Source organism: Cryobacterium sp. TMT2-4, assembly GCF_004402575.1.
Lineage (GTDB): Bacteria > Actinomycetota > Actinomycetes > Actinomycetales > Microbacteriaceae > Cryobacterium > Cryobacterium sandaracinum.
Genome location: NZ_SOGE01000006.1, coordinates 101,154 through 124,289 on the forward strand (window position 1 = coordinate 101,154; position 23,136 = coordinate 124,289).

At 67.8% G+C, this 23,136-nt stretch carries 22 protein-coding genes and 1 pseudogene; 13 read left to right on the forward strand and 10 right to left on the reverse strand.

Features of this window, described 5'->3' with window-relative positions; all coding sequences use genetic code 11:
• Positions 1 to 53: 53 nt before the first annotated feature.
• From E3O54_RS01900 to E3O54_RS17260, 5 genes and pseudogenes are all read left to right on the forward strand, one after another.
• Positions 54 to 860 (forward strand): HAD-IA family hydrolase, encoded by an 807-nt coding sequence (locus tag E3O54_RS01900; RefSeq protein ID WP_104101098.1) that lies wholly within the window; start codon positions 54 to 56, stop codon positions 858 to 860.
• Positions 857 to 1,276, forward strand: a complete 420-nt coding sequence (locus E3O54_RS01905) for a dihydroxyacetone kinase subunit L (protein WP_104101099.1) — start codon at positions 857 to 859, stop codon at positions 1,274 to 1,276. Before E3O54_RS01900 ends, E3O54_RS01905 begins: the two co-directional genes overlap by 4 nt.
• A gap of 314 nt (positions 1,277 to 1,590) precedes the next feature.
• The gene (gene rpsO / locus E3O54_RS01910; RefSeq protein ID WP_104101100.1) at positions 1,591 to 1,860 is read left to right on the forward strand and encodes a 30S ribosomal protein S15; all 270 of its coding nucleotides are present in this window, start codon (positions 1,591 to 1,593) and stop codon (positions 1,858 to 1,860) included.
• Between the two features lie 125 nt (positions 1,861 to 1,985).
• Positions 1,986 to 2,606, forward strand: a pseudogene (locus E3O54_RS17255) (MsnO8 family LLM class oxidoreductase); the annotation flags it as partial.
• An 82-nt stretch (positions 2,607 to 2,688) separates the two neighbouring features.
• Entirely contained in the window at positions 2,689 to 3,075 is a 387-nt protein-coding gene (locus E3O54_RS17260; RefSeq protein ID WP_370247134.1) for a hypothetical protein, read from the forward strand.
• Positions 3,076 to 3,365: 290 nt separating this feature from the next.
• On the opposite strand, the gene E3O54_RS01920 is transcribed toward E3O54_RS17260, so the two are convergent.
• The 3 genes from E3O54_RS01920 to E3O54_RS01930 form a co-directional block, all read right to left on the reverse strand.
• On the reverse strand, positions 3,366 to 3,554 hold the full coding sequence (locus E3O54_RS01920; RefSeq protein WP_104101102.1) for a DUF1508 domain-containing protein: 189 nt from the start codon (positions 3,552 to 3,554) through the stop codon (positions 3,366 to 3,368).
• A gap of 88 nt (positions 3,555 to 3,642) precedes the next feature.
• Complete coding sequence (locus E3O54_RS01925; RefSeq protein ID WP_134400825.1) at positions 3,643 to 3,954, reverse strand: AzlD domain-containing protein; 312 nt, start codon at positions 3,952 to 3,954, stop codon at positions 3,643 to 3,645.
• On the reverse strand, positions 3,951 to 4,712 hold the full coding sequence (locus E3O54_RS01930; RefSeq protein WP_104101104.1) for an AzlC family ABC transporter permease: 762 nt from the start codon (positions 4,710 to 4,712) through the stop codon (positions 3,951 to 3,953). Before E3O54_RS01930 ends, E3O54_RS01925 begins: the two co-directional genes overlap by 4 nt.
• Positions 4,713 to 4,820: 108 nt before the next feature.
• Here E3O54_RS01930 and E3O54_RS01935 point away from each other — a divergent pair, with 108 nt between their 5' ends.
• Both E3O54_RS01935 and E3O54_RS01940 read left to right on the forward strand, forming a co-directional pair.
• On the forward strand, positions 4,821 to 6,356 hold the full coding sequence (locus tag E3O54_RS01935) for an amino acid permease (RefSeq protein ID WP_104101105.1): 1,536 nt from the start codon (positions 4,821 to 4,823) through the stop codon (positions 6,354 to 6,356).
• A 65-nt stretch (positions 6,357 to 6,421) separates the two neighbouring features.
• A complete protein-coding gene (locus E3O54_RS01940) occupies positions 6,422 to 6,883 on the forward strand; it encodes a VanZ family protein (protein ID WP_104101106.1) in 462 nt (153 codons plus the stop codon).
• On the opposite strand, the gene E3O54_RS01945 is transcribed toward E3O54_RS01940, so the two are convergent.
• Genes E3O54_RS01945 through E3O54_RS01960 form a run of 4 tightly spaced genes read right to left on the reverse strand, consistent with a single transcriptional unit; the run spans position 6,871 to position 11,707 of the window.
• A complete protein-coding gene (locus E3O54_RS01945) occupies positions 6,871 to 8,577 on the reverse strand; it encodes an alpha-glucosidase (protein ID WP_134400835.1) in 1,707 nt (568 codons plus the stop codon). The genes E3O54_RS01940 and E3O54_RS01945 overlap by 13 nt on opposite strands.
• Before the next feature lie 23 nt (positions 8,578 to 8,600).
• The gene (locus tag E3O54_RS01950; RefSeq protein WP_134343014.1) at positions 8,601 to 9,509 is read right to left on the reverse strand and encodes a carbohydrate ABC transporter permease; all 909 of its coding nucleotides are present in this window, start codon (positions 9,507 to 9,509) and stop codon (positions 8,601 to 8,603) included.
• Complete coding sequence (locus tag E3O54_RS01955; protein ID WP_134374620.1) at positions 9,509 to 10,444, reverse strand: carbohydrate ABC transporter permease; 936 nt, start codon at positions 10,442 to 10,444, stop codon at positions 9,509 to 9,511. Before E3O54_RS01955 ends, E3O54_RS01950 begins: the two co-directional genes overlap by 1 nt.
• Before the next feature lie 3 nt (positions 10,445 to 10,447).
• On the reverse strand, positions 10,448 to 11,707 hold the full coding sequence (locus tag E3O54_RS01960) for an ABC transporter substrate-binding protein (RefSeq protein ID WP_241976715.1): 1,260 nt from the start codon (positions 11,705 to 11,707) through the stop codon (positions 10,448 to 10,450).
• Positions 11,708 to 11,924: 217 nt separating this feature from the next.
• On the opposite strand from E3O54_RS01960, the gene E3O54_RS01965 reads away from it, so the two are divergent.
• From E3O54_RS01965 to E3O54_RS01990, 6 genes are all read left to right on the forward strand, one after another.
• Positions 11,925 to 13,097, forward strand: a complete 1,173-nt coding sequence (locus tag E3O54_RS01965; protein WP_233191414.1) for an ROK family transcriptional regulator — start codon at positions 11,925 to 11,927, stop codon at positions 13,095 to 13,097.
• A 44-nt stretch (positions 13,098 to 13,141) separates the two neighbouring features.
• Complete coding sequence (locus E3O54_RS01970) at positions 13,142 to 14,248, forward strand: LLM class flavin-dependent oxidoreductase (RefSeq protein WP_134374744.1); 1,107 nt, start codon at positions 13,142 to 13,144, stop codon at positions 14,246 to 14,248.
• A 23-nt stretch (positions 14,249 to 14,271) separates the two neighbouring features.
• Positions 14,272 to 15,246, forward strand: a complete 975-nt coding sequence (locus E3O54_RS01975; protein WP_134400827.1) for a dihydroorotate dehydrogenase — start codon at positions 14,272 to 14,274, stop codon at positions 15,244 to 15,246.
• Positions 15,246 to 16,223, forward strand: coding sequence for a dihydroorotate oxidase electron transfer subunit (locus E3O54_RS01980; protein WP_241976717.1), 978 nt, complete (start codon positions 15,246 to 15,248; stop codon positions 16,221 to 16,223). The genes E3O54_RS01975 and E3O54_RS01980 overlap by 1 nt, the downstream gene beginning before the upstream one ends.
• A gap of 257 nt (positions 16,224 to 16,480) precedes the next feature.
• Positions 16,481 to 18,754 carry a polyribonucleotide nucleotidyltransferase gene (locus E3O54_RS01985; RefSeq protein ID WP_104101114.1) on the forward strand — a complete coding sequence of 758 codons (2,274 nt, stop codon included), beginning with the start codon at positions 16,481 to 16,483 and terminating at the stop codon, positions 18,752 to 18,754.
• A 216-nt stretch (positions 18,755 to 18,970) separates the two neighbouring features.
• Positions 18,971 to 19,306, forward strand: coding sequence for a metalloregulator ArsR/SmtB family transcription factor (locus E3O54_RS01990; RefSeq protein ID WP_104195301.1), 336 nt, complete (start codon positions 18,971 to 18,973; stop codon positions 19,304 to 19,306).
• A 66-nt stretch (positions 19,307 to 19,372) separates the two neighbouring features.
• On the opposite strand, the gene E3O54_RS01995 is transcribed toward E3O54_RS01990, so the two are convergent.
• The 3 genes from E3O54_RS01995 to E3O54_RS02005 are packed head-to-tail and all read right to left on the reverse strand — an operon-like array spanning position 19,373 to position 23,135.
• Positions 19,373 to 20,908, reverse strand: a complete 1,536-nt coding sequence (locus E3O54_RS01995) for an NADH-quinone oxidoreductase subunit C (RefSeq protein WP_134374612.1) — start codon at positions 20,906 to 20,908, stop codon at positions 19,373 to 19,375.
• A complete protein-coding gene (locus E3O54_RS02000; RefSeq protein WP_134400828.1) occupies positions 20,905 to 22,479 on the reverse strand; it encodes a proton-conducting transporter membrane subunit in 1,575 nt (524 codons plus the stop codon). The genes E3O54_RS01995 and E3O54_RS02000 overlap by 4 nt, the downstream gene beginning before the upstream one ends.
• Positions 22,479 to 23,135, reverse strand: a complete 657-nt coding sequence (locus E3O54_RS02005; protein ID WP_104101117.1) for a hypothetical protein — start codon at positions 23,133 to 23,135, stop codon at positions 22,479 to 22,481. The genes E3O54_RS02000 and E3O54_RS02005 overlap by 1 nt, the downstream gene beginning before the upstream one ends.
• Between the last annotated feature and the right edge of the window lies 1 nt (position 23,136).

Sequence of the window (23,136 nt, forward strand, 5' to 3'; positions counted from 1 at the left end):
AGCCATCGACCGAGCCTTCGCCGCCATCGGCAACGCGAGGAAGGCCTGAGGCGATGCCCGCTCTCATCTTCGACTGCGACGGCGTGCTGGCCGACACCGAACGCGACGGCCACCTGCCGGCCTTCAACCAGACCTTCGAGGAATTCTCGGTGCCCGTGCAGTGGAGCGACTCCGATTACGTCCAGAAGGTGACGATCGGGGGAGGAAAAGAACGGATGCGCAGCATCCTTACCCCGGAGGTGGCCGGCGTGCTCGGTCTGCCGGCGGACGACCCCGCGGCCCTCGACTCGGCCGTCGCCGGCTGGCACCGGCGCAAGAGCGCGATCTACACCGAGCGGGTGGCGAGCGGCGCGTTGACGGCCCGCCCGGGCATCCGTCGACTCGTCGCACAAGCCGCGGGCGCCGGCTGGATCCTCGCCGTGGCCTCCACCTCGGCCGAGGAATCCGTGCGCGCCGTGCTCACGCAAACAATCGGGCCCGAGCTGGCCGCGCAATTCCGGGTCTTCGCCGGCGACATCGTGGACCGGAAGAAGCCGGCCCCGGACATCTACCTGCATGCCCTGCGGGAACTCGGGATCGACGCCGCCGACGCCGTGGTCGTCGAGGACAGTGCGAACGGCCTCCGGTCGGCGCTCGCCGCGGGCCTCCGCACCGTGATCACGATCAGCGGTTACACCGCGGACGAAGATTTCACCGGGGCGGCCCTGGTGGTGTCGTCGCTCGGGGACCCCGGCGGCCCCACCACCGTGACGCTGCGCGACCCGCTGGGTCTGGAGCCGGAATTCTTCGTCGACCTGTCCGATTTCGCCACCATCCTCAGCGCCCCCGACCGCCCGGCCCCCGATCTGGAGAGCCGATGACCCGCTCAGCCCTGTTCGACACCGAATTCGTGGCGATGCTCCGGGCCGCCACCGAGGGGATCAAGGCCCGCGGCAAGTCCGACCTGGGAGACAAGACCCTGCTCGACGCCCTCGTGCCGGCCACGGATACGCTCGAAGCCGAGGTGGCCGCCGGCCGTGACCCGGAAACCCTCCTCGCCCGGATGTCCCTGGTTGCGCGGGCGAGCGCGGACGCCACGAGCATGCTGCAGGCCCGTCGCGGCAGGGCCAGCTACACCGGAGAACGTAGCATCGGTTCGCCCGATCCCGGAGCCCGAAGCAGTTCGTGCCGGACATGCACCAGGGGATCGCCGCCGCGAACCTCGACACGCGTGGATGGGCGTGGGCATCCATGGCGAACCGGGCCGACGCCGCGCGAAGCTGACCACCGCGAATGAGATGACCGACGAGATGCGCGACGCGGTCGTCGGGGACCTGCCGGACGTGTCGGGGACCGGGTGGCCCTGATGATCAACGGCCTCGGCGGCACCCTCTCAGTGAGCTCTACATCCGGTTCGGGAGGGCGCACGAGCAGCTGGTCAGCGCCCCGGCCGAGATCGCAGCCCGCATCTTCTGGCCGTTGCTCCTGCTGCTCCAGCCGACCTCTCGGACTCTGCTAAACTCGAACGGTTGCCGTTTGACGGCCGCGGATCAAGAGAGCCCAGGCATTCGGCCCCGGGCACCGCGCAGTGAGAGAAAGGGGATCCCATCTATGGCACTCGAAGCTAATGCAAAGAAGGCGATCATCGAAAAGTACGCTACCCACCCAGGCGACACCGGGTCCCCCGAAGTTCAGATTGCAATGCTCACGCAGCGCATCCTGGACCTCACGGAGCACCTGAAAGAGCACAAGCACGACCACCACTCGCGTCGTGGTCTGCTCCTCATGGTTGGTCAGCGCCGTCGTCTGCTCGGTTACCTGTCGGATGTCGACATCACTCGGTACCGCACACTGATCGGCAGCCTCGGACTGCGCCGCTAAGGCACTTTTCGAAGACACCGCGATCTTCTTACAAGCGGGCCGTCACCTTCCGGGTGGCGGCCCGTTTGTGTGTCCGGAGCGGGGAACCGGGAATATCTCCGGGCCCGGCGCGGTTTCCCCCACCGATGTCTACCTCCGCGCTGAGCCTCTCCGTGCTCGATCTGATCCCCGTCCGCACCTCGCAAAGCTCCGCTGAGGCGATCGCGGCAGCCGTGCACCTCGCCCAGAGCGCGGACCGGCTCGGCTACACCCGATACTGGGTCGCGGAGCACCACAACATGCAGGCGGTCGCGTCGACGAACCCGCCCGTGCTGATCGGTATCCTCGCGGCGCAGACCGAACGCATCCGGGTCGGCTCCGGGGGCGTCATGCTGCCCAACCACTCTCCGCTCGTGATCGCCGAGCAGTTCGGCGTCCTCGAGGCGGCCTTCCCCGGGCGCATTGACCTCGGGCTGGGCCGTGCGCCCGGCAGCGACCCGATGATCACCGCACTGCTGCGCTCGAGCGGAGCAGTGAGCGAGGTCGACGCGTTTCCGCGCAACATCGCCGACATCGCGGCGCTGCTGCACCCCGACGGGGCCTCGCTCAGCCTCACCTCCGGTCAGGACTACACCCTGCACGCGACTCCCGCCGCCACCGGGATGCCCGAAATCTGGCTGCTTGGCTCCAGCGACTACTCGGCCCGGCTCGCCGCCCGGCAGGGCATGCCCTACGTGTTCGCCAACCACTTCGCCGGCGACGGCACCACAGCGGCCCTCGAGCTGTACCGACGCGGGTTCACCCCCAGCGAGACCCTCGACGCCCCCCCGCACCATCCTCACCCTGAACGTGTCGGTCGCCGAGACCCGGGTCGAGGCCCTCGCCCTCGCCCTGCCGCAGATGCAGCAGATGGCGCGCCTGAGATCGGGCCTGCCGCTCGGCCCGCTCGCGACGGTCGAAGAGGCCGCCGCCGCACCGATGGCGCCGGCGCTGCTCCAGATGATCGAACGGATGGCCGCGGCCTGGATCATCGACGAGCCCGGCGCCGCGGCCGCGCGCATCCGTGCCCTCGCGGCGAAGTTCGGGGTCGACGAGGTCATGCTGCAGCCGATCGCCTCCGCTCACACGGGCGCCGACGCGGCGACCTCACCCGGGCGTGCGCGCACGCTGGAACTGCTCGCCGCCGAGCTTTTCACCGGAGAGCAACTCGCGGCCGAGGAACTCGCGGCGGTCTAGACGAGTGAACCCTCACAGCCGTGAACGGGATGGCGTCGAGGACTGGGGGTTCGGGGGCGGTTGCCGCGGTGCAGTGACTCCGTCCAGAACGAATTCGACGGAGATTGTGGCCGTATCGGCCCCGAATACTCCGATAAAGCCGTTTTACGGCAGAATCTCCGTCGAATTGGTTCGACGCCGCACACGGTGCTCCGCCGGATGACCAGCGTCCACACGGCGCAGTCAGCTTCGACTCTCCGGGAGCCACAGGACCAATCGACGGTGACTCACTCGGCAGAACCGAGATTCGTTCAGGCGTCCGGTTCCGTCATGTCGACCACGTGCGACTTGACGTGGGCCTTCAGTGCCTCGATGCCCTTGAGGGCCTCTGCCTTGGAGTGATAGCTTTCGGAGGTCGCGATCACTTCGCCGTTGTTGGCCTTCAGCCGAAACTGGTATCCGCCGGATCGTTCCGCGTAGAGCTCATATTTCCCGGACATCACACACTCTTTTCTTCATCATCGAAAAACGTCGACGGACGCATTGCCGTTGGAAAAACCCTACCGCCCCCGTTGGCGCGCGAGACCCTCAACCCAGACCGAGCAGCCGGAGCCCGGCGGCCGCTGCCGCGCCCGCGATGACCACCGCCAGGAACGGGGCCTTGAACCAGAGCGCAATCGCCGCTACGACGAGCGCCCCGAGCCGGGCGTCGACGACGAGGTCCTGGCCGGTGGCCACGGTGTTCGCGACCGTCAGGGAAGTCAGCAGGCCGATCGTGAGGACGCCGGCGACGCGGGCGATGCGCGCGTTGGTGACCCACTTCTGCGGCACGAGATAGCCGAGCAGCTTCGTGAGGAACGCCGCCGCGCAGGCCACGAGGATCCAGAACCAGACGCTCATCGGGGAGCCTGCGCATCCGTCGAACCGGGTGCATCGGGTGGACCGGGATAGGGGTCGACGTCGGGCTCGAGACCCTCGCCCGCCGGCCCGTGCCGAAAACCGAACCAGCCGATGGCACCGGCGACGACAGCCGCCACGAGGATGGGCACGCCCGGCGAAACGAGCGGCACGGTCAGTACGGTGGCCAGCGCGCAGACCGCGGCGATCGCCCCGGCCTCCTTCGACCGCAGCCGCGGCCAGAGCAGCCCGAGGAACGCCGCGACCGCCGCGCCGTCGAGGCCCCACTGTTTCGGGTCGCCCACGGCGTCGCCCGCGAGAGCCCCGATCAGGGTGAATACGTTCCACAACACGAAGATGCCGAGACCGGCGACCCAGAACCCCCGCTTCTGCTCGACGAGCACGGTCTGCCCGGTGCTCGTGGCAAGCGATTCGTCGATGGTGACCTGGGCGGCGGCGAAGCGGCGCCAGCCACGAGGGTGCAGCAGGGCGTTCAACTGCATCCCGTAGACCGCGTTACGGATGCCGAGGAGCGCCGCCGCGCCGGCGGCTGCCGCACCGCTGCCGCCGCCGGCGATCACCCCGATGAACGCGAACTGGGAGCCCCCGGAGAACAGGAGCAGACTCAGCGCCGAGGTCTGCCAGATGTCGAGCCCCGACGACACCGACAGGGCGCCGAACGAGATGCCGTAGAGGCCGGTGGCCACCGCGATCGACAGGCCGACCCTGGCCCCGGGGGAGTGGCGGAGGGTGGTGGGCACCGCTCAATGCTAGGGGGTGCGGCCCCCGGGTCTGCGGGGTCCGGGGTCGGGGAAGCCCCGCGGGGGCCTAGCATTGACCGATACCCAACGGAACGGAAGCACCCAGTTATGAGCGTCTGGCGCACCAAGAGCATTGAGGCCTCCATGGCCGACTCCCTCGAGAAGGGGCACAGCCTCAAGCGCACGCTGGGCACCTGGGACCTCATGATCATGGGCGTCGCGGTTGCCGTCGGTGCCGGGATCTTCTCGGTCGGTGCGAAGGCGGCCGGCAGCTACGCCGGGCCATCCGTCACCCTGGCGTTCCTCCTCGCCGCGGTCACCTGCGCGCTCGCCATCATGTGTTACGCGGAGTTCGCCTCGGCGGTTCCCGTGGCCGGCTCGGCGTACACCTTCACCTATGCGACCCTCGGCGAGCTGCTCGCCTGGATCATCGGCTGGGACCTGATCCTCGAGATGCTGACCGCCGCGGCCGTGATCGCCAAGTATTGGGGCATCTACCTAAGTGAGGTCTTCGAACTCTGGAACTGGGATGTCCCGGCCACGATCGCGGTCTTCGGACTGCAGGTCAGCTGGGGCGCGTTCGTGATCGTCGCAATCTTCACCACCCTCCTGGTGCTGGGCACCAAGCTGTCGGCGCGCGTCGCCAGCATCTTCACCATTCTCAAGGTGGCGATCGTGGTGTTCGTGATCGTCGTGGGTGCCTTCTTCATCAACCCGAAGAACTACACGCCGTTCATCCCCGAGGCCGTGCCCTCCGCGGGCGGCGACGGCGACGTCTGGATGCAGTCCCTTTTCTCGTTCATGACCGGCGCCCAGCCGGCCCAGTACGGACTGTTCGGTCTGCTCGCCGGCGCCTCGTTGGTCTTCTTCGCGTTCATCGGCTTCGACGTGGTCGCCACCAGCGCCGAAGAGGTCAAGAACCCGCAGACGACCCTGCCGCGCGGCATCTTCGCCGGTCTGGCCATCGTCACGGTGCTGTACCTCGGCGTCAGCCTCGTGCTCACCGGCATGGTGCCGTACACCGTTCTCGCCGACGACCCCAATGCCTCACTCGCGACGGCGTTCGTCTCGGTCGGCGCCGGCTGGGCTGCCCAGGTCATCTCGGTCGGCATTCTGGTGGGGCTCACCACCGTGATCATGGTGCTGCTCCTCGGCCTCTCCCGCGTGCTCTTCGCCATGAGCCGCGACGGCCTGCTGCCGCGCGGCCTGAGTGTCACCTCGTCCAAGCGCGGCACCCCCGCCCGGGTGCAGATCATCTCCGGCGCCGCGGTCGCCCTGATCGCCGGGTTCACCGACGTGGGCGTGCTCGAGGAAATGATCAACATCGGCACGCTGTCGGCCTTCGTGCTGGTCAGCATCGCCGTGGTCGTGCTGCGCAAGAAGCGCCCCGACCTGCCCCGGGCCTTCAAGGTGCCCTTCTCGCCCTTCCTGCCGATCCTGTCGGCCGCGCTCTGCTTCTGGCTGATGCTCAACCTCACGACGCTCACCTGGGTGCGCTTCGCGGTCTGGCTCGCGATCGGCATCGCGGTGTATTTCCTCTACGGCCGCCGTCACTCCGTCGTCGGTATCGAGGCCAAGCGCGTCTTCGACGAAACCCTCCGCGACGAGGTCATCGCCGAGGAGAAGGCAGCGCTGGGCAAGTAGCGCGCTTTCGCGGTCGGGGGCCGTCACTGGGGTGACCCCCAGCATCCATCGGGAAGGATGGAGCCATGCTGCACCGCCATCCCGTCCTGTCCCTGGTCACGCTCGCCTATCTGGCGTTCGTGGGCTGGGTGACGCTCGGGCCGCAGCCGCTCGACAGTGGGAACAACGAGCTGCTGCTCCGGGCGCTCCGATTCTTCAACCGGCACGACTCCACCGACTGGATCACCTACGGGCGGGTCGAATTCGCGGCCAACATCGCCATGTTCATCCCGATCGGCGTGTTTCTGCTGCTCCTGCTCGGACGCCGGTTCTGGTGGCTGGCGATCGTCGTGGCCGTCCTACTCACCGGCTCGATCGAGTTCACGCAGCAGTTCCTGCCGACCCGGGTCCCGGATGTGCGCGATCTGGTCGCGAACGGGAGCGGCGCCGTGCTCGGTGTCATCGTCGGCCTCGTCCTTACAGCCTTTAAACTGGTGCGCCGTGAGGAGCCCCGGTCGAGGCGGGTTGCGCCGACCTACAGCCGGTAGAGGCGCGCCTCCCAGGGGCGCAGCACCGGATTCGAGGACGGTGCGGCGGCATCCGTTGTGGCCGGATAGTTGGCCAGAATCAGATCGGCGCCGGAGACGTCCATCGGAAGCAGGTCGGTGAATGGGGCATCGGATGCGTTCGCGACGACGAGCAGCGTCTCCTCACCCCGGCTGCGAGTGAAGGCGTAGAGCGCGTCGTGGTCGGGTTCGAGCAGGGTGAAATCGCCGAGGGCGACCACCTCGCTCTCATGCCGCAGCGCAATCAGGCGCTGGTAGAAGCGGAACACACTTCGCTCGCTCGCGAGGTCGGCGGCCACGTTCACCGTGACGCTGTTCGGGTTCACGGCCAGCCACGGCGTGCCGGTGCTGAAACCGGCCTGCGGCGAGGCATCCCACTGCATGGGCGTGCGCGCGTTGTCGCGGCCCATGGTCTGCACTCCGGCGAGCACGGTGCCGGGGTCCAGGTCGAACTCTTCCACGGCCTCGCGGTAGTGATTGAGGGATTCGAGGTCACGGTAGTCGTCGATGGAGTCGAACCGCACGTTGGTCATGCCGATCTCCTCGCCCTGGTAGATGTAGGGCGTTCCGCGGTGCAGGTGCAACACCAGGGCCCACAGAGTTGCCGACTCGTAGCGCAAGGAGGTGTCATTGCCGAAGCGCGACACCAATCGGGGCTGGTCGTGGTTGTTCAGGTAGAGGCTGTTCCAGCCGGTCTCGGCCAGACCCTCCTGCCAGCGTGACAGGCTCTTCTTCAGCGCCGTCAGGCTGCGAGGCAGCACCTCGAACTTGTGCTCGCCCTGGTCGAGGCCCACATGCTCGAACTGGAAGATCATGTCAACCTCGCGCCGGGCCGGGTCGGTGAACAGCAGGGCGTCGTCGGTGCTCACGCCCGGCATCTCGCCGACGGTGAGGTGCCGCCCTCCGCGGCCGTCGAAGACCTCGCGGTGCATCTCCTGCAGAAACTCATGGATCTGCGCCCCCATCGGCGAGCCGCCGCCGGTGGCCGGGGCCGGTCCGTCGATCAGCTCGACCTGCTTGGCGATGAAGTTGATCACGTCCATCCGGAAGCCGTCGACGCCGCGGTCCAGCCACCAGTTCATCATCGCGTAGACGGCCTGGCGCACCTCGGGGTTCTCCCAGTTGAGGTCCGGCTGCTGCTTGGCGAACAGGTGCAGGTAGTACTCATCGGTGGCGGGATCGAGCGACCAGGCCGGGCCGCTGAAGGCGCTGCCCCAGCCGTTCGGCGGGCCACCGTCGGCCTGGGGCTTGCGCCACCAGTACCAGTCGCGCTTCGGGTTCGTCAGCGACGAGCGTGATTCCCGGAACCAGGCGTGCTCGTCGCTGGTGTGGTTCACCACCAGGTCCATCACGATCTTGATGCCGCGCTCGTGGGCCTCGACCAGCAGCAGGTCGAACTCCGCCAGGCTGCCGAAGACCGGTTCGATGTCCTGGTAGTCGCTGATGTCGTAGCCGTTGTCATGTTGCGGCGACGGGTAGACCGGAGAGAGCCAGACCGCGTCAACGCCGAGCTCGGCGAGGTAGTCGAGCTTCGAACGGATGCCGCCGAGGTCGCCGATCCCGTCGCCGTCCGAGTCCGCGAAGCTGCGCGGATACACCTGGTAGACGACGGCGCTGGTCCACCAGGAGGCGCCGGTCGCGGGGGTGGTCGCGGGGGTGGTCGCGGGGGCGGTCATCCCGGACGTTGGTGCGGGTGTCGTCATTTGATCGATCCTCTCATCACGCCGGAGATAACCCAGCGCTGGGCAAAAATGTACACAATCAGCAGCGGGGCCATGGCCATCAGGTATGAGGCGAACGCGGCCGAGTAGTTGGTGTTGAACTGGCCCTGGAACACGAATTGGGAGAGTTGCAGGGTGCGTGCCGCCGGGTCGGAGAGAACGACGAGAGGCAGGATGAAGTCATTCCACGCCCAGACACAGGTGAGGATGCCGACGGTCGCGTTCATCGGGGTCAACAAGGGGAAGATGATCTGCCAGTAAACCCGCCAGGTGGTCGCCCCGTCGGTGTAGGCCGCCTCCTCCAGCTCGATCGGGATCGATTTGATGAACGCGACGTAAATAAAGACGTTGAGCGAGAGCCCGAACACCGCGTAGAGCAAGATCAACCCGACCTGGTTGTCCAGACCGAACAGGGCCGTCTCTTTCACGACTGGGAGCATGATGATCGGGAACGGGATGAAAATGGCGGACAGCAGGTAGAAGTAGACGCCCGTGAAGAACGGCTTGTGCAGGTTGCGGGCGATCGCGTACGCCACGAGCGAGTTCGTCAGCAGGGTGAGGATGACGGCGCCGACGGTGATCAGGGCTGTGTTCATCAGCGCCTGCGGGAATTTGGTCAGCGTCCAGGCGTCGGCGAAGTTCTCCCAGTGGACGCTGGTGGGGAGCGCGAACCCGGTGCCGCCGAGCTGGTCGGGGGTCTTCAGCGCGGTGATCACGGCGAAGTAGAGCGGCACCAGCACGGTGATCGCGCAGACCGCGATCAGCATGGTGGCCCACCAGTTGATCCGGGTGCGGTTGTCTTTGATGCGCCGGACACCGCGCGAGTCACGGGCCGCCCGGGGGGATGCGGGTTCGACCGTGGCGGGGGAGTCGATGGTGATAGCCATTAGAAGTCGGCCTCCGTGCGCTGAAGAACTCGGAACTGCAGGAACGAGACGAGCATGATCACGATGACGAACAGCACCGCGTTGGCGGACTGGTAGGCGAACTCGCCGCCTTGGAAACCGCCCCGGAAGATGAGCAGGGTGATCGATTCGGTCGAGGTGCCCGGCCCGCCGGCGGTGAGGGCGACGATGTGGTCGAAGGTCTGCAGGAACCCCTTCAGGCTCAGCACCATGTTGATGGTGAAAAAGGCGCTGATCATGGGGAACGTGATCGACCGGAATTGCCGTCCCGGCGTGGCCCCGTCGATGGCGGATGCCTCGTAGAGCTCTTGAGGGATCGTCTGCAGACCGGCCAGGTAGAGGATGATCGCGAACGCGCAGGCCTGCCAGACCGCGAGGGCGACGATGGCCGTCCACGCCCAGTCCGGGTTGGTGAGGATGTTGTCACGGAACACCGGGACGTTCGACAGGATCCGGGGGAGCGAATTGGCGAAGAAATACTGGAAGACGTAACCGACGACAAGGATCGCCAGCACGTAGGGGATGAAGAAGATGCCGCGAAAGGTGGACTGGAACGCGATCTTCGCGTTGAGTCCGACCGCGATGGCCAGCGAGATCACGTTGGTGAGGATGGTGGCGACGATGGCGAAGCCGAAGGTGAAGCCATAGGCCTTCAGTACCCGGTCGTCCTGGAACAGGGCGATGAAGTTGCCGAACCCGACGAAGTCCCACGAGCCGAAGCCTGCGTAGTTGGTGAAGGAGAAGAAGATGCCGATGAGTACCGGGACGGTGTGCAGCAGCGCGAAGACGGCGACCGCGGGGACGACCATCCAGTAGAAGGCGCGCGGGGTGGCGCCGACGCGTCGCCGCGCCGCGCTCGGCCGCGACGCTCGGGGCGTCTGCTCCGGCCGGGGCCGGGTCAGGACGGAAGTAACCATCAGTTAGTCTCCGCTTCGTGTCGAGGTGGTGCGTGACGCGACCTTGCGCCATTCGTTGTCGAGGGTCGCCAGCGCTTTCGCGCTGTTCTCGTCGGTCAGGAACTGCTGCACGATGGGCCCGAGCGGGATGCTCGCCGGGATCTGGTGATCGACGAAACCGGTGATCCGGCCGGCCTGGAAGTACGGTTGCAGTTCCGCCAGGGCCGGGTTGGTGTTCTCGGCTGCGTCCCGGGCCGTCGAGAACATGTTCTGTGAGGCTGCGAAGGAGTTCTGCACCTCCTCCTGGAAGAGGAAGTCCACGAAAAGTCGGGCTTCGGCGAGGCGCGGTGTGTCGCGGCCGATGGCAATGGCCACGTCGACACCGGAGACGAGCTCGATGTCGGCCGGGTCATCCGTCACAGGGTAGGGGAAACCGCCGACGCTGATGTCGGGGTTGTTGGCCAGGATCGGGCTGAGGGCCCAGATCCCCTGCATCAGCATGGCCGATTCGCCGTTCGCGAAAGCCAGGTTGCCGTCTTCGTACGTGCGGCCGAGGTAGCCGTCCTGCGCGTAGGAATACAGCGTCTGCAGCTTCTCGAACGTCTCGTCGTAGTTCTTCGCGAACGAGACGGCCGAGTCGGGACCCACCTCCTCACCCTCCGCGCGGAGATCGGGGAAGAAATCGTCGCCGCCGAGTTGGGCGCCGATACCGTTCAGGGAGGATTGCACTGTCCATGCGTCGGCCGCGGTGCCGTAGAACGGGGCGATACCGGCCGCCTGGAGCGTGTCGCAGGCGGCGATCAACTCGTCCCAGGTGGTGGGAATCTCGATGCCCTGCGCGGCGAAGATGTCACGGTTGTAGAGAACGCCGTTGCCGTTGTTCGCGAAGCCGAGGGCATTCACCTCGTTCTGGTAGGAGCCGAGGGCCCCGACGATGTCCTGAACGGCCGGGTTGATCCGGTCGAGAACGGGGTCGCCACTGAAGTCGTGGAAGACACCGGCCCGCGCCAGCTGGCCGAAGTTCCCCGATCCGTTCAGACTGATCACATCGGGCACCTTGTTCTTGACCAGTAGGGTGCGGATGGCGGTGTCCGCATCGGGGACGGCGTTCTGGGTCACCCGGATGCCGGGGTTCTCTGCCTCAAAATCGGCGATGATGCCGTCGAAGTCCGCGATGGCCTCGGACTTGAACTGGAAGAAATCGAGGGTGACGACGTCGCTCTGACCCGGGGCGCAGCCGCTGAGGGCGCCGATCCCGAGCGTACCGGCCAGGAGGAGTGCCACGGGTCGCCGGAGCGTCCGCAACCTCCTCGACCGGTGGCGTCGCCGGGCGGGTGTCTGGTACGTCGTCGTATCCGTCATTGCGGGGCTCCTTAGGCCGTCATGTCGCTGCATGAATCTTTCTACGGCAAAAAGAATAGGACGTCAATTCGGGAAATTTGCCGCTCCCGCGAGATGAAGAGTCCGCTCGGGCCATGGTATTCATGCCACTATGGAATAAATGGCACCTCAGGGGGCGGATATGACCACGGATGCGGCGTCGACAGTGAGCGAGACCTCCCGGGAACTCGCGCGAGCCGTGCTCATCCACGGCCCGATCTCCCGCAGCGACCTCGGCCGTCGCCTGGGACTGTCACCGGCCAGCCTGACGCGGTTGAGCAAGCCGTTCCTCGATTGTGGCCTGTTCGTCGAGGGCAGCGAAGACCGCGACGGAACCGTCGGGCGCCCGGCCCGGCCCTTGGACGTCCGGGTGGATGCCAGTCGGTTCGTCGGGGTGAAACTCACCGGCGACGACGTCTTCGCGGTGCTCACCGACCTGCGGGCCAACGAGGTGGGCTCGGCCCGGCGGGTGCTCGCCGATCACACTGTCGAGCACGTTGTGGCCCGAATCGACGAGGTCGTGCGCGAGCTCGGCGGCCCGGATGGGCTGTCGGCGCTCGGCGTCTGCGTGGGTGGGCATGTCACCGGCGCCCGGGTCGTGACCCGGGCGCCGTTCCTGGGCTGGCACGACGTGGACCTGGCCACGCGGCTCGAGCGACTGCTCGGAATTCCGGTCACGATCGAGAACGATGTCGTCGCGCTCACCTCCGCCGAGCAGTGGTTCGGAGCGGTCCGGGGTGTCCCGACCTTCGCGGTTCTGACCATCGGCGTCGGCGTCGGCTACGGACTGGTCGTCAACGACCAGGTGATCGTGACGGCCGACAGCGGCCTGGGCCTCGGTGGGCACATCCCGCTCGACCCGAACGGGCCGCTCTGCCCGGAAGGACACCGCGGCTGCTCGCAGGCAATGCTCACGAGCCAGAGTGTTTCTGCCCAGGTCAGCGTGGCCCTCGGCCGGGAGGTCGACTACGACGAGGTGCTCCGGCTCGCGGTGGAGGGGAACCGGGCTGCGGCATCCGTCGTCACCGCCACCGGTCGCGGACTGGGCCGATTGATCGCGGTGATCGCCAATATCGGGATGCTCGACACGATCGTGCTCTCCGGCGAGGGGATGCCACTGTGGGCGCTGGCATCCGAGGAGGTCATCGCCGCTGCCCGAGCCGACCGCGACCCGGATGCGACACCGCTGACAATCGTCGTTGACGACAGCGGGGTCTCCTCCTGGGCCCGCGGGGCCGCGGCTGTTGCCATCCAGCGCTCGCTCGGCCGATTGGCCGCTGCCGCCAGCGAATAGAATCGTCCATGCGCGCTGCGCGCCGCGCGAGTGGGAGGCTGCACATGCAATTCGGGATCTTCACCGTCGGTGACCTCACGGTCAACCCCACGACGGGCCACACCCCCACCGAGCACGAGCGCATCACGGCCATGGTCGCCATCGCCGAGAAGGCCGAAGAGGTCGGCCTCGACGTCTTCGCCGCCGGTGAGCACCACAACCCGCCCTTCGTGCCCTCGTCGCCGACGACGCTGCTCGGCTACATCGCCGCGAAGACCGAGCGCATCATCCTCTCCACGGCCACGACATTGATCACGACGAACGACCCGGTCAAGATCGCCGAAGACTTCGCCATGCTCCAGCACCTCTCCGGTGGGCGGGTCGACCTGATGCTCGGTCGCGGCAACACCGGCCCGGTCTACCCGTGGTTCGGCCAGGACGTGCGCCAGGGCATCCCGCTGGCGCTGGAGAACTACGCGCTGCTGCGCCGGTTGTGGCGCGAGGACGTCGTGGACTGGGAGGGCCAGTTCCGCACCCCGCTGCAGGGGTTCCAGTCGACGCCGCGCCCGCTCGACGGGGTGCCGCCGTTCGTCTGGCACGCCAGCATCCGCAGCCCGGAGATCGCCGAGCAGGCCGCGTTCTACGGTGACGGCTTCTTCGCCAACAACATCTTTTGGCCCAAGGAGCACTACCTCAAGCTGATCGGGCTCTACCGGGCCCGGTTCGAGCACTACGGCCACGGTCGAGCCGACCAGGCCATCGTGGGCCTCGGCGGGCAGGTCTTCATGCGCACGAACTCGCAGGACGCCGTCGACGAATTCCGGCCCTACTTCGACAACGCCCCGGTCTACGGCCACGGCCCGAGCCTCGAGGAGTTCACCGAGCAGACGCCGCTGACCGTCGGCAGCCCGCAGCAGATCATCGACCGCTACGCCGGCATGCGCGACTACTTCGGCGACTACCAGCGTCAGCTCTTCCTGATCGACCACGCCGGACTGCCGTTGAAAACCGTGCTCGATCAGCTCGACATCCTCGGCGGCGAGGTGGTGCCCGTGCTCCGCACGGAGCTGGCCGTGAACCGGCCCGCTCACGTTCCCGACGCACCCACGCACGCCTCGCTGAAGGCCGACGCCGCGATAAGTCTGCTCGCGGCATCCGTCGCCCGCCCGTGACCTCTCCCGCGGAAGCAGACACCATGACCATCGCGCCGCCTCAGCCATCAATGGATGCGCGCCGCGCCTTCTTCGACGCCCGTCCCGCCGCCTCCGTGGCGGTCGACCTCTCCGTGCGAATCGGCAGCCTCACCCTCGCCAACCCGGTCATGCCGGCCTCGGGCTGCTTCGGGCCTTCGCTCGGACGCTTGATCCCGGTCGCCGAGCTTGGCGCCGTGGTCACCAAGACCGTGTTCGGCACCCCGCGCGGCGGCAACCCGGCGCACCGGCTGACCGAGCTCCGGGCCGGGATGGTCAACAGCGTCGGCATCCCGAGCCGCGGGGCCGCCGGCTACCTGGCGTCGCAACACCCGCTCTACCTGGCGCTCGGCGTGCCCGTGATCGTCAGCGTCGGCGGCCACCGTTCGGGCGAGTACGCCCCCGTCGTGCGGGGCCTGCGGGGAGCGGGCGACGCCTACGAGCTCAACGTGTCCTGTCCGAACCTCGACCGCCACGGCACCGACATCGGCTCCGATCCCGACGCCATCGAGAAGGTCGTGCATGCTGTGCGCCTGGAGACCGACAAGCCCCTGATCGTCAAGCTGCCGGTGCTCGTCTCTTCGATCGCGGACTGTGCCCAGGCCGCTGAGGCGGCCGGCGCCGACGCCGTCTGCGTGGCCAACTCGATCCCGGCGCTGCCGCTCACGGCCGCTACGCGGAGCCCCATTCTCGGCAACGTGATCGGCGGTCTGTCCGGCCCGAATATCCGCCCGGTCGTGCTGCGGTTGGTCTGGTTGGCCTCCCGAGCGGTCGACATCCCGGTGATCGCCTGCGGCGGGATCGAAACCGCCGACGACGCCCTCGACTACTTCTCGGTCGGCGCCCACGCCGTGCAGGTCGGCACGGCCAGCTTCGGACGCCCGTTCGCCATGGTCGAAATCGTTCGCGCCCTGCAGGAGCGCTGCGAGGGCGTTGCCGCGGCCGACATCACCGGACTGATCGAATTGTGGAGGGCCTGATGACCGTTACGACCGCCCTCGGGGCCCTCGCCGCCCTGCGCCGCCAGCAGGCGTTCGCCGCGGCCGACGAGGCCGCGCTGGACGGCCTCATCGCGGTGCGACCGCCCGAGCGGATGCCTCGGCCCGACCCGGTCTGGGACGACGCCCGCGTTCTCGTGCACGAGGTCGTGGGAGAGCGGTACCGCCGGCTCGTACTGGCCACCGACACCATTGCGACGACCGCCCTCGCCGGACAGTTCCTGATGATCACCGTGCCCCCCACAGGCGGGGAGCGCATCCTGCTCCCACGCCCGATGGCCATCCACCGCCGCCACCCCGACCAGGGCACCGTGGAGGTCATCTACGGCTCGGCCGGCCGCGGCACCACCGCGCTCACCGACGTACTCGTGGGCGAGCGCCTCCTGGTCACCGGCCCGCTGGGCCGCGGCTTCGAGTTCCCGGATGCCGCCCTCCCGACTGAGACTGGTCCAGAGGCGCCCCGCACGGCCCTGATGATCGGCCGCGGTGTCGGCGTCTGCGCCATCATGGGCTCGGTCGAAGACGCCGCCCGGCTCGGCATCGCCGCCACGGTCGTGCTCAGCGGGAGGTCGCCGGCCAATCTGATCGGCCTGGCCGACTGCGCCGAGCTGGGCGCCACGGTCATCCCCGTCACCGACGACGACGGCTCGAGCGCGCTGCCGGCGCTCGGCGAACGGCTGCGCGGGCTTTTCGCCTGGGCTCCGCCCGACGTCATCCTGGCCTGCGGCGCCGGAGTTCTCGCCCGCCTCGCCGCCGATCTCGGCGCCGAGTGGGGCGCGCCGGTGCAGGTCTCGCTGGAGGCTCACATGGCCTGCGGCCTCGGCTACTGCCACGGATGCGCCGCGCCCGTCGCCACGGATCCCGCCGTCGAGGGGCCGCTGGTCTGCGTCGACGGCCCGGTGTTCGACGCCGTGCTGCCGGACCGGGGCGCGGCCGGGCGCGAGAAACCAGCAGGCTGAACGTCTTCTGTTAGGCTTGAGGAGGTTAATCCTTGGATTGGCCACGCAGAATCACGCTCAGTACGGAGCAGACCGGCAGCGCGCTGGTCCTCGGTGGTGGTTTCCCAACTTGCCGGCAACATCCGCAGTTGGTGAATTTCTACTGGTGGCCAGCTCTCGCACCCTTCTTCTCCGCGTCCAGCTCGCGCGCCATACGGGCAACCGAGTCTTCATCGCCAGAATGGCGAGAAGCAAAAACCAAAGGAGAGAACCCCCATATGGAGGGTCCAGAAATCACGTTCGCCGAAACCGTTATCGATAACGGCAAGTACGGCACACGCACCATCCGTTTCGAAACCGGGCGTCTCGCCCAGCAGGCGCAGGGCTCTGCCGCCGCCTACATCGACGAAGAGACCATGCTTCTCTCCGCCACGAGCGCCAGCAAGCAGCCGAAGGAGAACTTCGACTTCTTCCCCCTTACCATTGACGTCGAAGAGCGCATGTACGCTGCCGGACGCATCCCGGGCAGCTTCTTCCGTCGCGAAGGTCGCCCGTCGACCGAGGCCATCCTCACCTGCCGTCTGATCGACCGGCCGCTGCGCCCGTCCTTCGTCGACGGACTCCGCAACGAGATCCAGGTTGTCGTCACCGTTCTGGCCATCGCGCCGGATGAGTACTATGACGTGCTCGCGATCAACGCGGCCTCGATGTCGACCCAGCTCGCCGGCCTCCCCTTCTCGGGCCCGATCGGTGGCGTTCGCGTCGCCCTCATCCCCGACGAGAACGGCTCCGGCCAGTGGGTTGCCTTCCCGAAGCACTCGCAGATCGTCGACGCCGTGTTCAGCATGGTCGTCGCCGGTCGCGTGGTGACCGACGCCAACGGCGCGCAGGACGTCGCGATCATGATGATCGAGGCCGAAGCCACCGACAACGCCTGGGATCTCATCAAGGGCGGCGCCATCAAGCCGAACGAAGAGGTCATCGCCGAGGGCATCGAAGCCTCGAAGCCCTTCATCAAGCAGCTCATCGAGGCGCAGCAGAAGGTTGCCGCCTCGGCCGCCAAGCCGACCGGCGCCTACCCGGTGTTCCCGTCCTACCAGCCGGCCACCTACGACGCCGTCGCCGCTCTCGCGTACGACCAGTTGAAGGCCGTCTATCAGATCGCCGACAAGATCGAGCGCCAGAATGCGGATGACGCGCTCAAGGCATCCGTCAAGGAGACCATCGCGGCCAAGGTCGCCGCCGGCGAACTCGACGCCAGCGCGAACAACCAGGTTTCCGCCGCGTACAAGTCGGTCACCAAGCTCGTCGTGCGCTCGCGCGTCCTCAACGAGGGCATCCGCATCGACGGCCGTGGGCTCGCGGACATCCGCCCGCTCGACGCCGAGGTTGCCATCATCCCGCGCGTGCACGGTTCCGCGATCTTCCAGCGCGGCGAGACCCAGATTCTGGGTGTCACCACGCTGAACATGCTCAAGCTCGAGCAGACGATCGACTCCTTGAGCCCGGTCACCAAGAAGCGCTATATGCACAACTACAATTTCCCGCCCTACTCGACCGGTGAAACCGGCCGCGTCGGAACGCCGAAGCGCCGCGAGATCGGCCACGGAGCGCTCGCTGAGCGTGCCCTGGTCCCCGTGCTGCCGACGCGTGAGGAATTCCCCTACGCCATCCGTCAGGTCTCCGAGGCGCTCAGCTCCAACGGATCCACCTCGATGGGTTCCGTCTGTGCCTCGACCCTGTCACTGCTCAACGCCGGTGTGCCGCTGCGCGCACCTGTCGCCGGCATCGCCATGGGCCTCATCTCCGACACCGTTGACGGCAAGACCCGCTACGCGGCTCTCACCGACATCCTCGGCGCCGAAGATGCCCTCGGCGACATGGACTTCAAGGTCGCCGGCACGAGCGAGTTCGTCACCGCGATCCAGCTCGACACGAAGCTCGACGGCATCCCGGCATCCGTCCTCGCCGGCGCGCTCACCCAGGCCAAGGACGCTCGCGCGACCATCCTGGCCGTGCTGAACGCCGCCATCGACCGTCCCGACGAGATGGCACCGACCGCGCCCCGCGTGATCAGCGTCCAGATCCCGGTCGACAAGATCGGCGAGCTGATCGGCCCGAAGGGCAAGATGATCAACTCGATCCAGGACCAGACCGGTGCCGACATCTCCATCGAGGAAGACGGCACGGTGTACATCGGCGCCGTTGACGGACCGTCGGCCGAGGCCGCTCGCGCCATGGTCAACGCCGTCGCGAACCCGACCAACCCGGAGATCGGCGAGCAGTTCCTCGGAACCGTCGTCAAGATCGCCGCGTTCGGCGCATTCGTCTCCCTGCTCCCCGGCAAGGACGGCCTGCTGCACATCAGTGAGGTGCGCAAGCTCGCCGGTGGCAAGCGGGTTGAGAACGTCGAAGACGTGCTCGGCGTGGGCCAGAAGGTCCTCGTGGAGATCACCAAGATTGACGACCGTGGCAAGCTCTCGCTCGCCCCGGTCCTCGATGAGTCGGCCAAGGCCGGCACCGAGGACGCACCGGTTCCGACCGAGGCGTAGTCCGCTAGATCTACCGACAACCTCTCGCCAGGTTAGTCGGCTAGACGGAAAGCCCGTCCTGCTCCGGCAGGGCGGGCTTTTTGCATCCCGCGGTGGTCGAGTGCCCGCCCGCTGTCGCGCGTGTTCCCGATCCGGCGGCCGATCCCGTTCCCCGCGGCTCAAGACCAGCACCTATTTGAAAGTATTACAGGTTAGCGATATGATCAGACTGTGTCGATGACCGGACTACCCATGGCCCAATTGAAGTCTGACCTCTTCAAGGCTCTCGGGCATCCGTTGCGGGTGCAGGTTCTGGAGCAGTTGGCCGGCGGGGAACGCTCCGTCGGCAGCCTCGCCGAGGTGCTCGGGGCGGAACTGTCGAACCTGTCCCAGCAGCTGGGGGTCCTGCGCCGCGCCGGCGTTGTCGCCACCCGACGAGAGGGCAACACCATCTTCTACGGTCTGCGGGACCCGGGTGTCGCCGAGCTCCTGGCCATCTCCAAACGGATGTTGGTGTCCAGCCTTGAAGACTCCCACGCCCTGCTCCGCACCATCGAGCAGGACTCGCAGTAGCCCGAGCCCTAGGCCTGCTCCGTCCCGGACGAATTGGTCCGACACCGGGCTATAGCGGACGCGCCGCTAGAGGTCGTTGCCGGCGTAGGACTGGTTGAAGCTCTTGTTCACGAGGGGGAAGTCCGGCACGATCGTCTCGGACAGGGCCACGGGCAGCGCAGGCCAGTTGAAGTAGGACGGGTCGACGACCTTCAGCCGCGTGATGGCACCGTCTGGCCCTAGTTCGACCCGGTGGCAGATGGTTCCGCGCCAGCCCTCGACGAGGGCAAGGCCGCTCGCCGCATCCGTCGTCGCCGCATCTGTCGTCGCCGCCACCGGAGATGACGCCGCGGCCGCACCACCACGGTGCGCGCCCAGCCGGGCGATGAGGTCGATCGCCACCGCAATGGACACCTCGAACTCGCCCGCGCGCACCCGGTAGCGGCTGAGCACGTCGCCGCCGGTGTCGGTGACTACGTGGAAGTGCTCACCCAGATCGACGAAGGGATGGTCGCGGCGGGCGTCGGCGTCGACACCGGATGCCCGCGCCACATAGCCCAGCGTGCCCATGGCCTCGGCCTGGCTGGTGGGCAACGGGGCCGTGCCGGTGAACCGGTCCCGCACGATCGCGTGCCCGAGGGTGATCGCGATGATCTCCTGAACGTCGGCGGCGACGCCGCGGAGGGCGGCGGAATCCGGCAGGGCGAGAACGCGTACCCCGCCCACCGACAGCGCCCCGCGCAGGAAGCGGTGGCCGGTGACGGTCTTGTTGATGCGCAGTAGTGTTTCGCGGAGCCGCTGAGTGTGCGAGTTCACGACGCCGAACCCCACGTCGTTGGCCAGCGAACCGAGGTCGGAGACGTGGTTGTAGAGGCGTTCGAGTTCGAGCAGCAGGGCGCGCAGCAGGCGGTCGGGCTCGGAGATCTCGATGCCGGAGGCCGCCTCGATCGCCATCGTGTAGGCCAGCGTGTGGCCGATGACGGTGTCGCCGGCGATCTGCTCGGCCATATCGATGCCGTCCGCAGGCAGACGACCCTCGAAGAGCCGCTCGACGCCGCGGTGCATGTACCACTGGCGGGCTTCCATCCGCACGATGGTCTCGCCGACCACGGAGAAGCGGAAGTGGCCCGGGTCGATGATGCCGGCGTGGATGGGGCCGACGGCGATCTCGTAGACCCCGGGGCCCTCGACCTCCACGAACGGGAACGACTCGACGTCGGGTTCGAATTCGGGGGTGGCCGTGGCGTCCTTCCGCATCGGGTACCAGCCGCGGGGCCAGTGGCCGTGGCGCACCAACCGGTGGGGCTGAGGGTGGTTCGCCGGCCGCACGCCGAACAGGTCGCGGGTGCCGCGCTCGAAGTTGCCGGCCGGGAACGAGAGGTCGGCCAGACTCGGAATCCAGGCGTCGTCATAGGGGACGGGCACGACGAGGTCGATCTGGCGCCGGGGGAAGACGGCGACGAAGGAGTAGACCACGCGCAGCCGGTCGCCGTCGTCGTGGCCCGCGACCAAAGCGAGCCGGTTTCCATCGGTCAGCAAGGCGGCGGCTTCGCCCCGGAGTTCGTCGCGCGTGAGCGTGCGCACCTCGGGGGTGGCGGCTCGCACCGGATTCGGGGTCGTCATTGGATTCCTCCCAGAACCTCGGCCGCACGCGTCAGCAGTGTGCCGACCGGCTCCGCTATGAAGGCCACCACCGCGGTGGTACCCAGGGCGAGGATGAGCGGCAGCATCGGCCCGTGCCCCGACCGGTCCGGCACGAGGGGGTCGTCCGGGTGCGGCTCGGCGTCCGCCAGGGTGACGGATGCGCTCGGAACGGAGACCGGGACGGCTCCGGTGACGGATGCCCCGGCCCCCGCAGCCGGGACGGCCGCAGCCGGGACGACCGGAACGGCCGTGGCCGCAGGCGCCCCGATCGTCATGGCCACCGTCAACCGGGTGAGGCTGGCGAAGATGACGAGCAGCAGTACCAGAGCGATGCCGACCACCACGCCCAGGCCGGTGGAAAAGCCGGCCACGATGATGCCGACCTCGGAAAAGAAGATGCTGAACGGCGGGAACCCGATCAGAGCGGCCATGGCGATCAGCCAGGGCACGGCCAGCCCCGGCCGCCGCACGAGCAGGGCGCGCACGTCGTCGATCTTCGGAGTGCCCTCGACCTCGAGGATGCGGCCCGAGATCACGAACAGGGTGGCCTTGGTCAGCCCGTGGCCGAGCACGTACAGCAGCACGGCCGGCAGGGCCGCCGGGCCGATGGCCGCGCCGACGGCCATCATGCCCATGTGCTCGATACTGGAGTAGGCCAGCATCCGTTTGAAGTCGCGCTGGCGGATCAGAAGCGCTGCCGCCACGAAGAGGGAGAGCAGCCCGCCGACGCTGAGCATGATGCGCAGGAAGTCCGGCCCGATCACGGCGTCGGTGATGGTCTGGATGCGCAGGATGGCGTAGAGGGCGACCGCGAGCAGGACGCCGGACATGAGCCCGGAGACGGGTGCGGGCGCCTGGCTGTGCGCGTCGGGCAGCCAGCTGTGCATGGGGGCGAGCCCGGCCTTGGTTGCGAAGCCGAGCACGGCGAGGGCGCCGCCGGCGCGGATCAACGCGGGGTCGAGTGGCAGGCCGGCCTGGCTGAGCACGAGCCAGGACAGGGTTGCCTCGCCCGTGCCGCGCGAGGCGGCGTAGATGAGAACGATGCCGAGCAGGGCGATGGCCACGCCGACGGAGCCGAGGATGACGTACTTCCAGGCGGCTTCCAGCGATCGGGGGGTGCGGTGGTGGCCGACCAGGAAGGCCGTGGCGATGGTGGTGGCCTCGACCGCGGCCCACATCAGGCCGATGTTGTCGGCGAGCACCGCGAGGCTCATCGCGGCCAGGAAGATCGAGATCAGGGCGTCGTAGGAGCCGGTGAACCGCGCGGGCTCGGCCGTGGCGTGGCCGAGCCCGCCCCAGGTGGAGACAAGCCCGACGGCGCCGACCACGGTGAGCATGTAGGCGCTGAGCGCGTCGGCGCGGAGCAGCCCGCCGCCCAGTGTGGGAACTTCGTCCGCGAGCACGACGCTCACCAGGAGCAGGCCCGAGATGAGCACGGCGACGCTGGAGGCGATGGGGCTGAGCCGGCGTAGTGCGGGGGAGGGCACGCCGAGGCTCAGCACGGCGAGGAGGGCCGGAATGGCCAGGGGGGTCCAGAGGGCGAATGACATCAGTCGTGCAACTTTCTGAGCTGATCGATCTCGGTGTTGCCGAACTTGGTGCGCATACGGCCGGCGAAGACGTAGAGGATGACGACGACCAGCAGCACGTCGAGGGAGATGCCGAGCTCGAGGAACAGCGGCACACCGCCCGAGGTCAGGAACGCGACGGTGGCGATGCCGTTGTCGAGCACGAGGAAGCCGATCAGCTGTGATCCGGCCTGCCGGCGGGTGACCAGCAGCAGGAAACCGATCAGCACCATGGCCAGGCCGATCGGAGCCGCGTGTGCCGAGATGCTGATGTCGCCGGCGAGCACCCGACTGGCCACGACGTAGCTGAGGATGGTCAGAAGCGCCACGGTCAGCAGGGCCGCCGTCGGGTTGAGGCGCGGCGCCTCATCCGTTCGCGTGGTGGCGTGGGTCTCGCGGGCGAGCACCCACGGCAGGCCCATACCCTTGACCAGCAGTACGAGCAGCGAGACGAGGATCACCTCGACCTCGCCCTCCTCCAGGCCGATCACGGCGACCAGTGCGGCCAGCGCGAAGCCCTGCACGCTGAGCAGCCGGATCGACGCCAGCAGCGAGTGCCGCCAGACCATCAGGGCGCTGGTGAGCAGCAGGGTGCCGGTGCAGAGACCGATCAGCTGCGGGTAAATGGTGGTGAACACG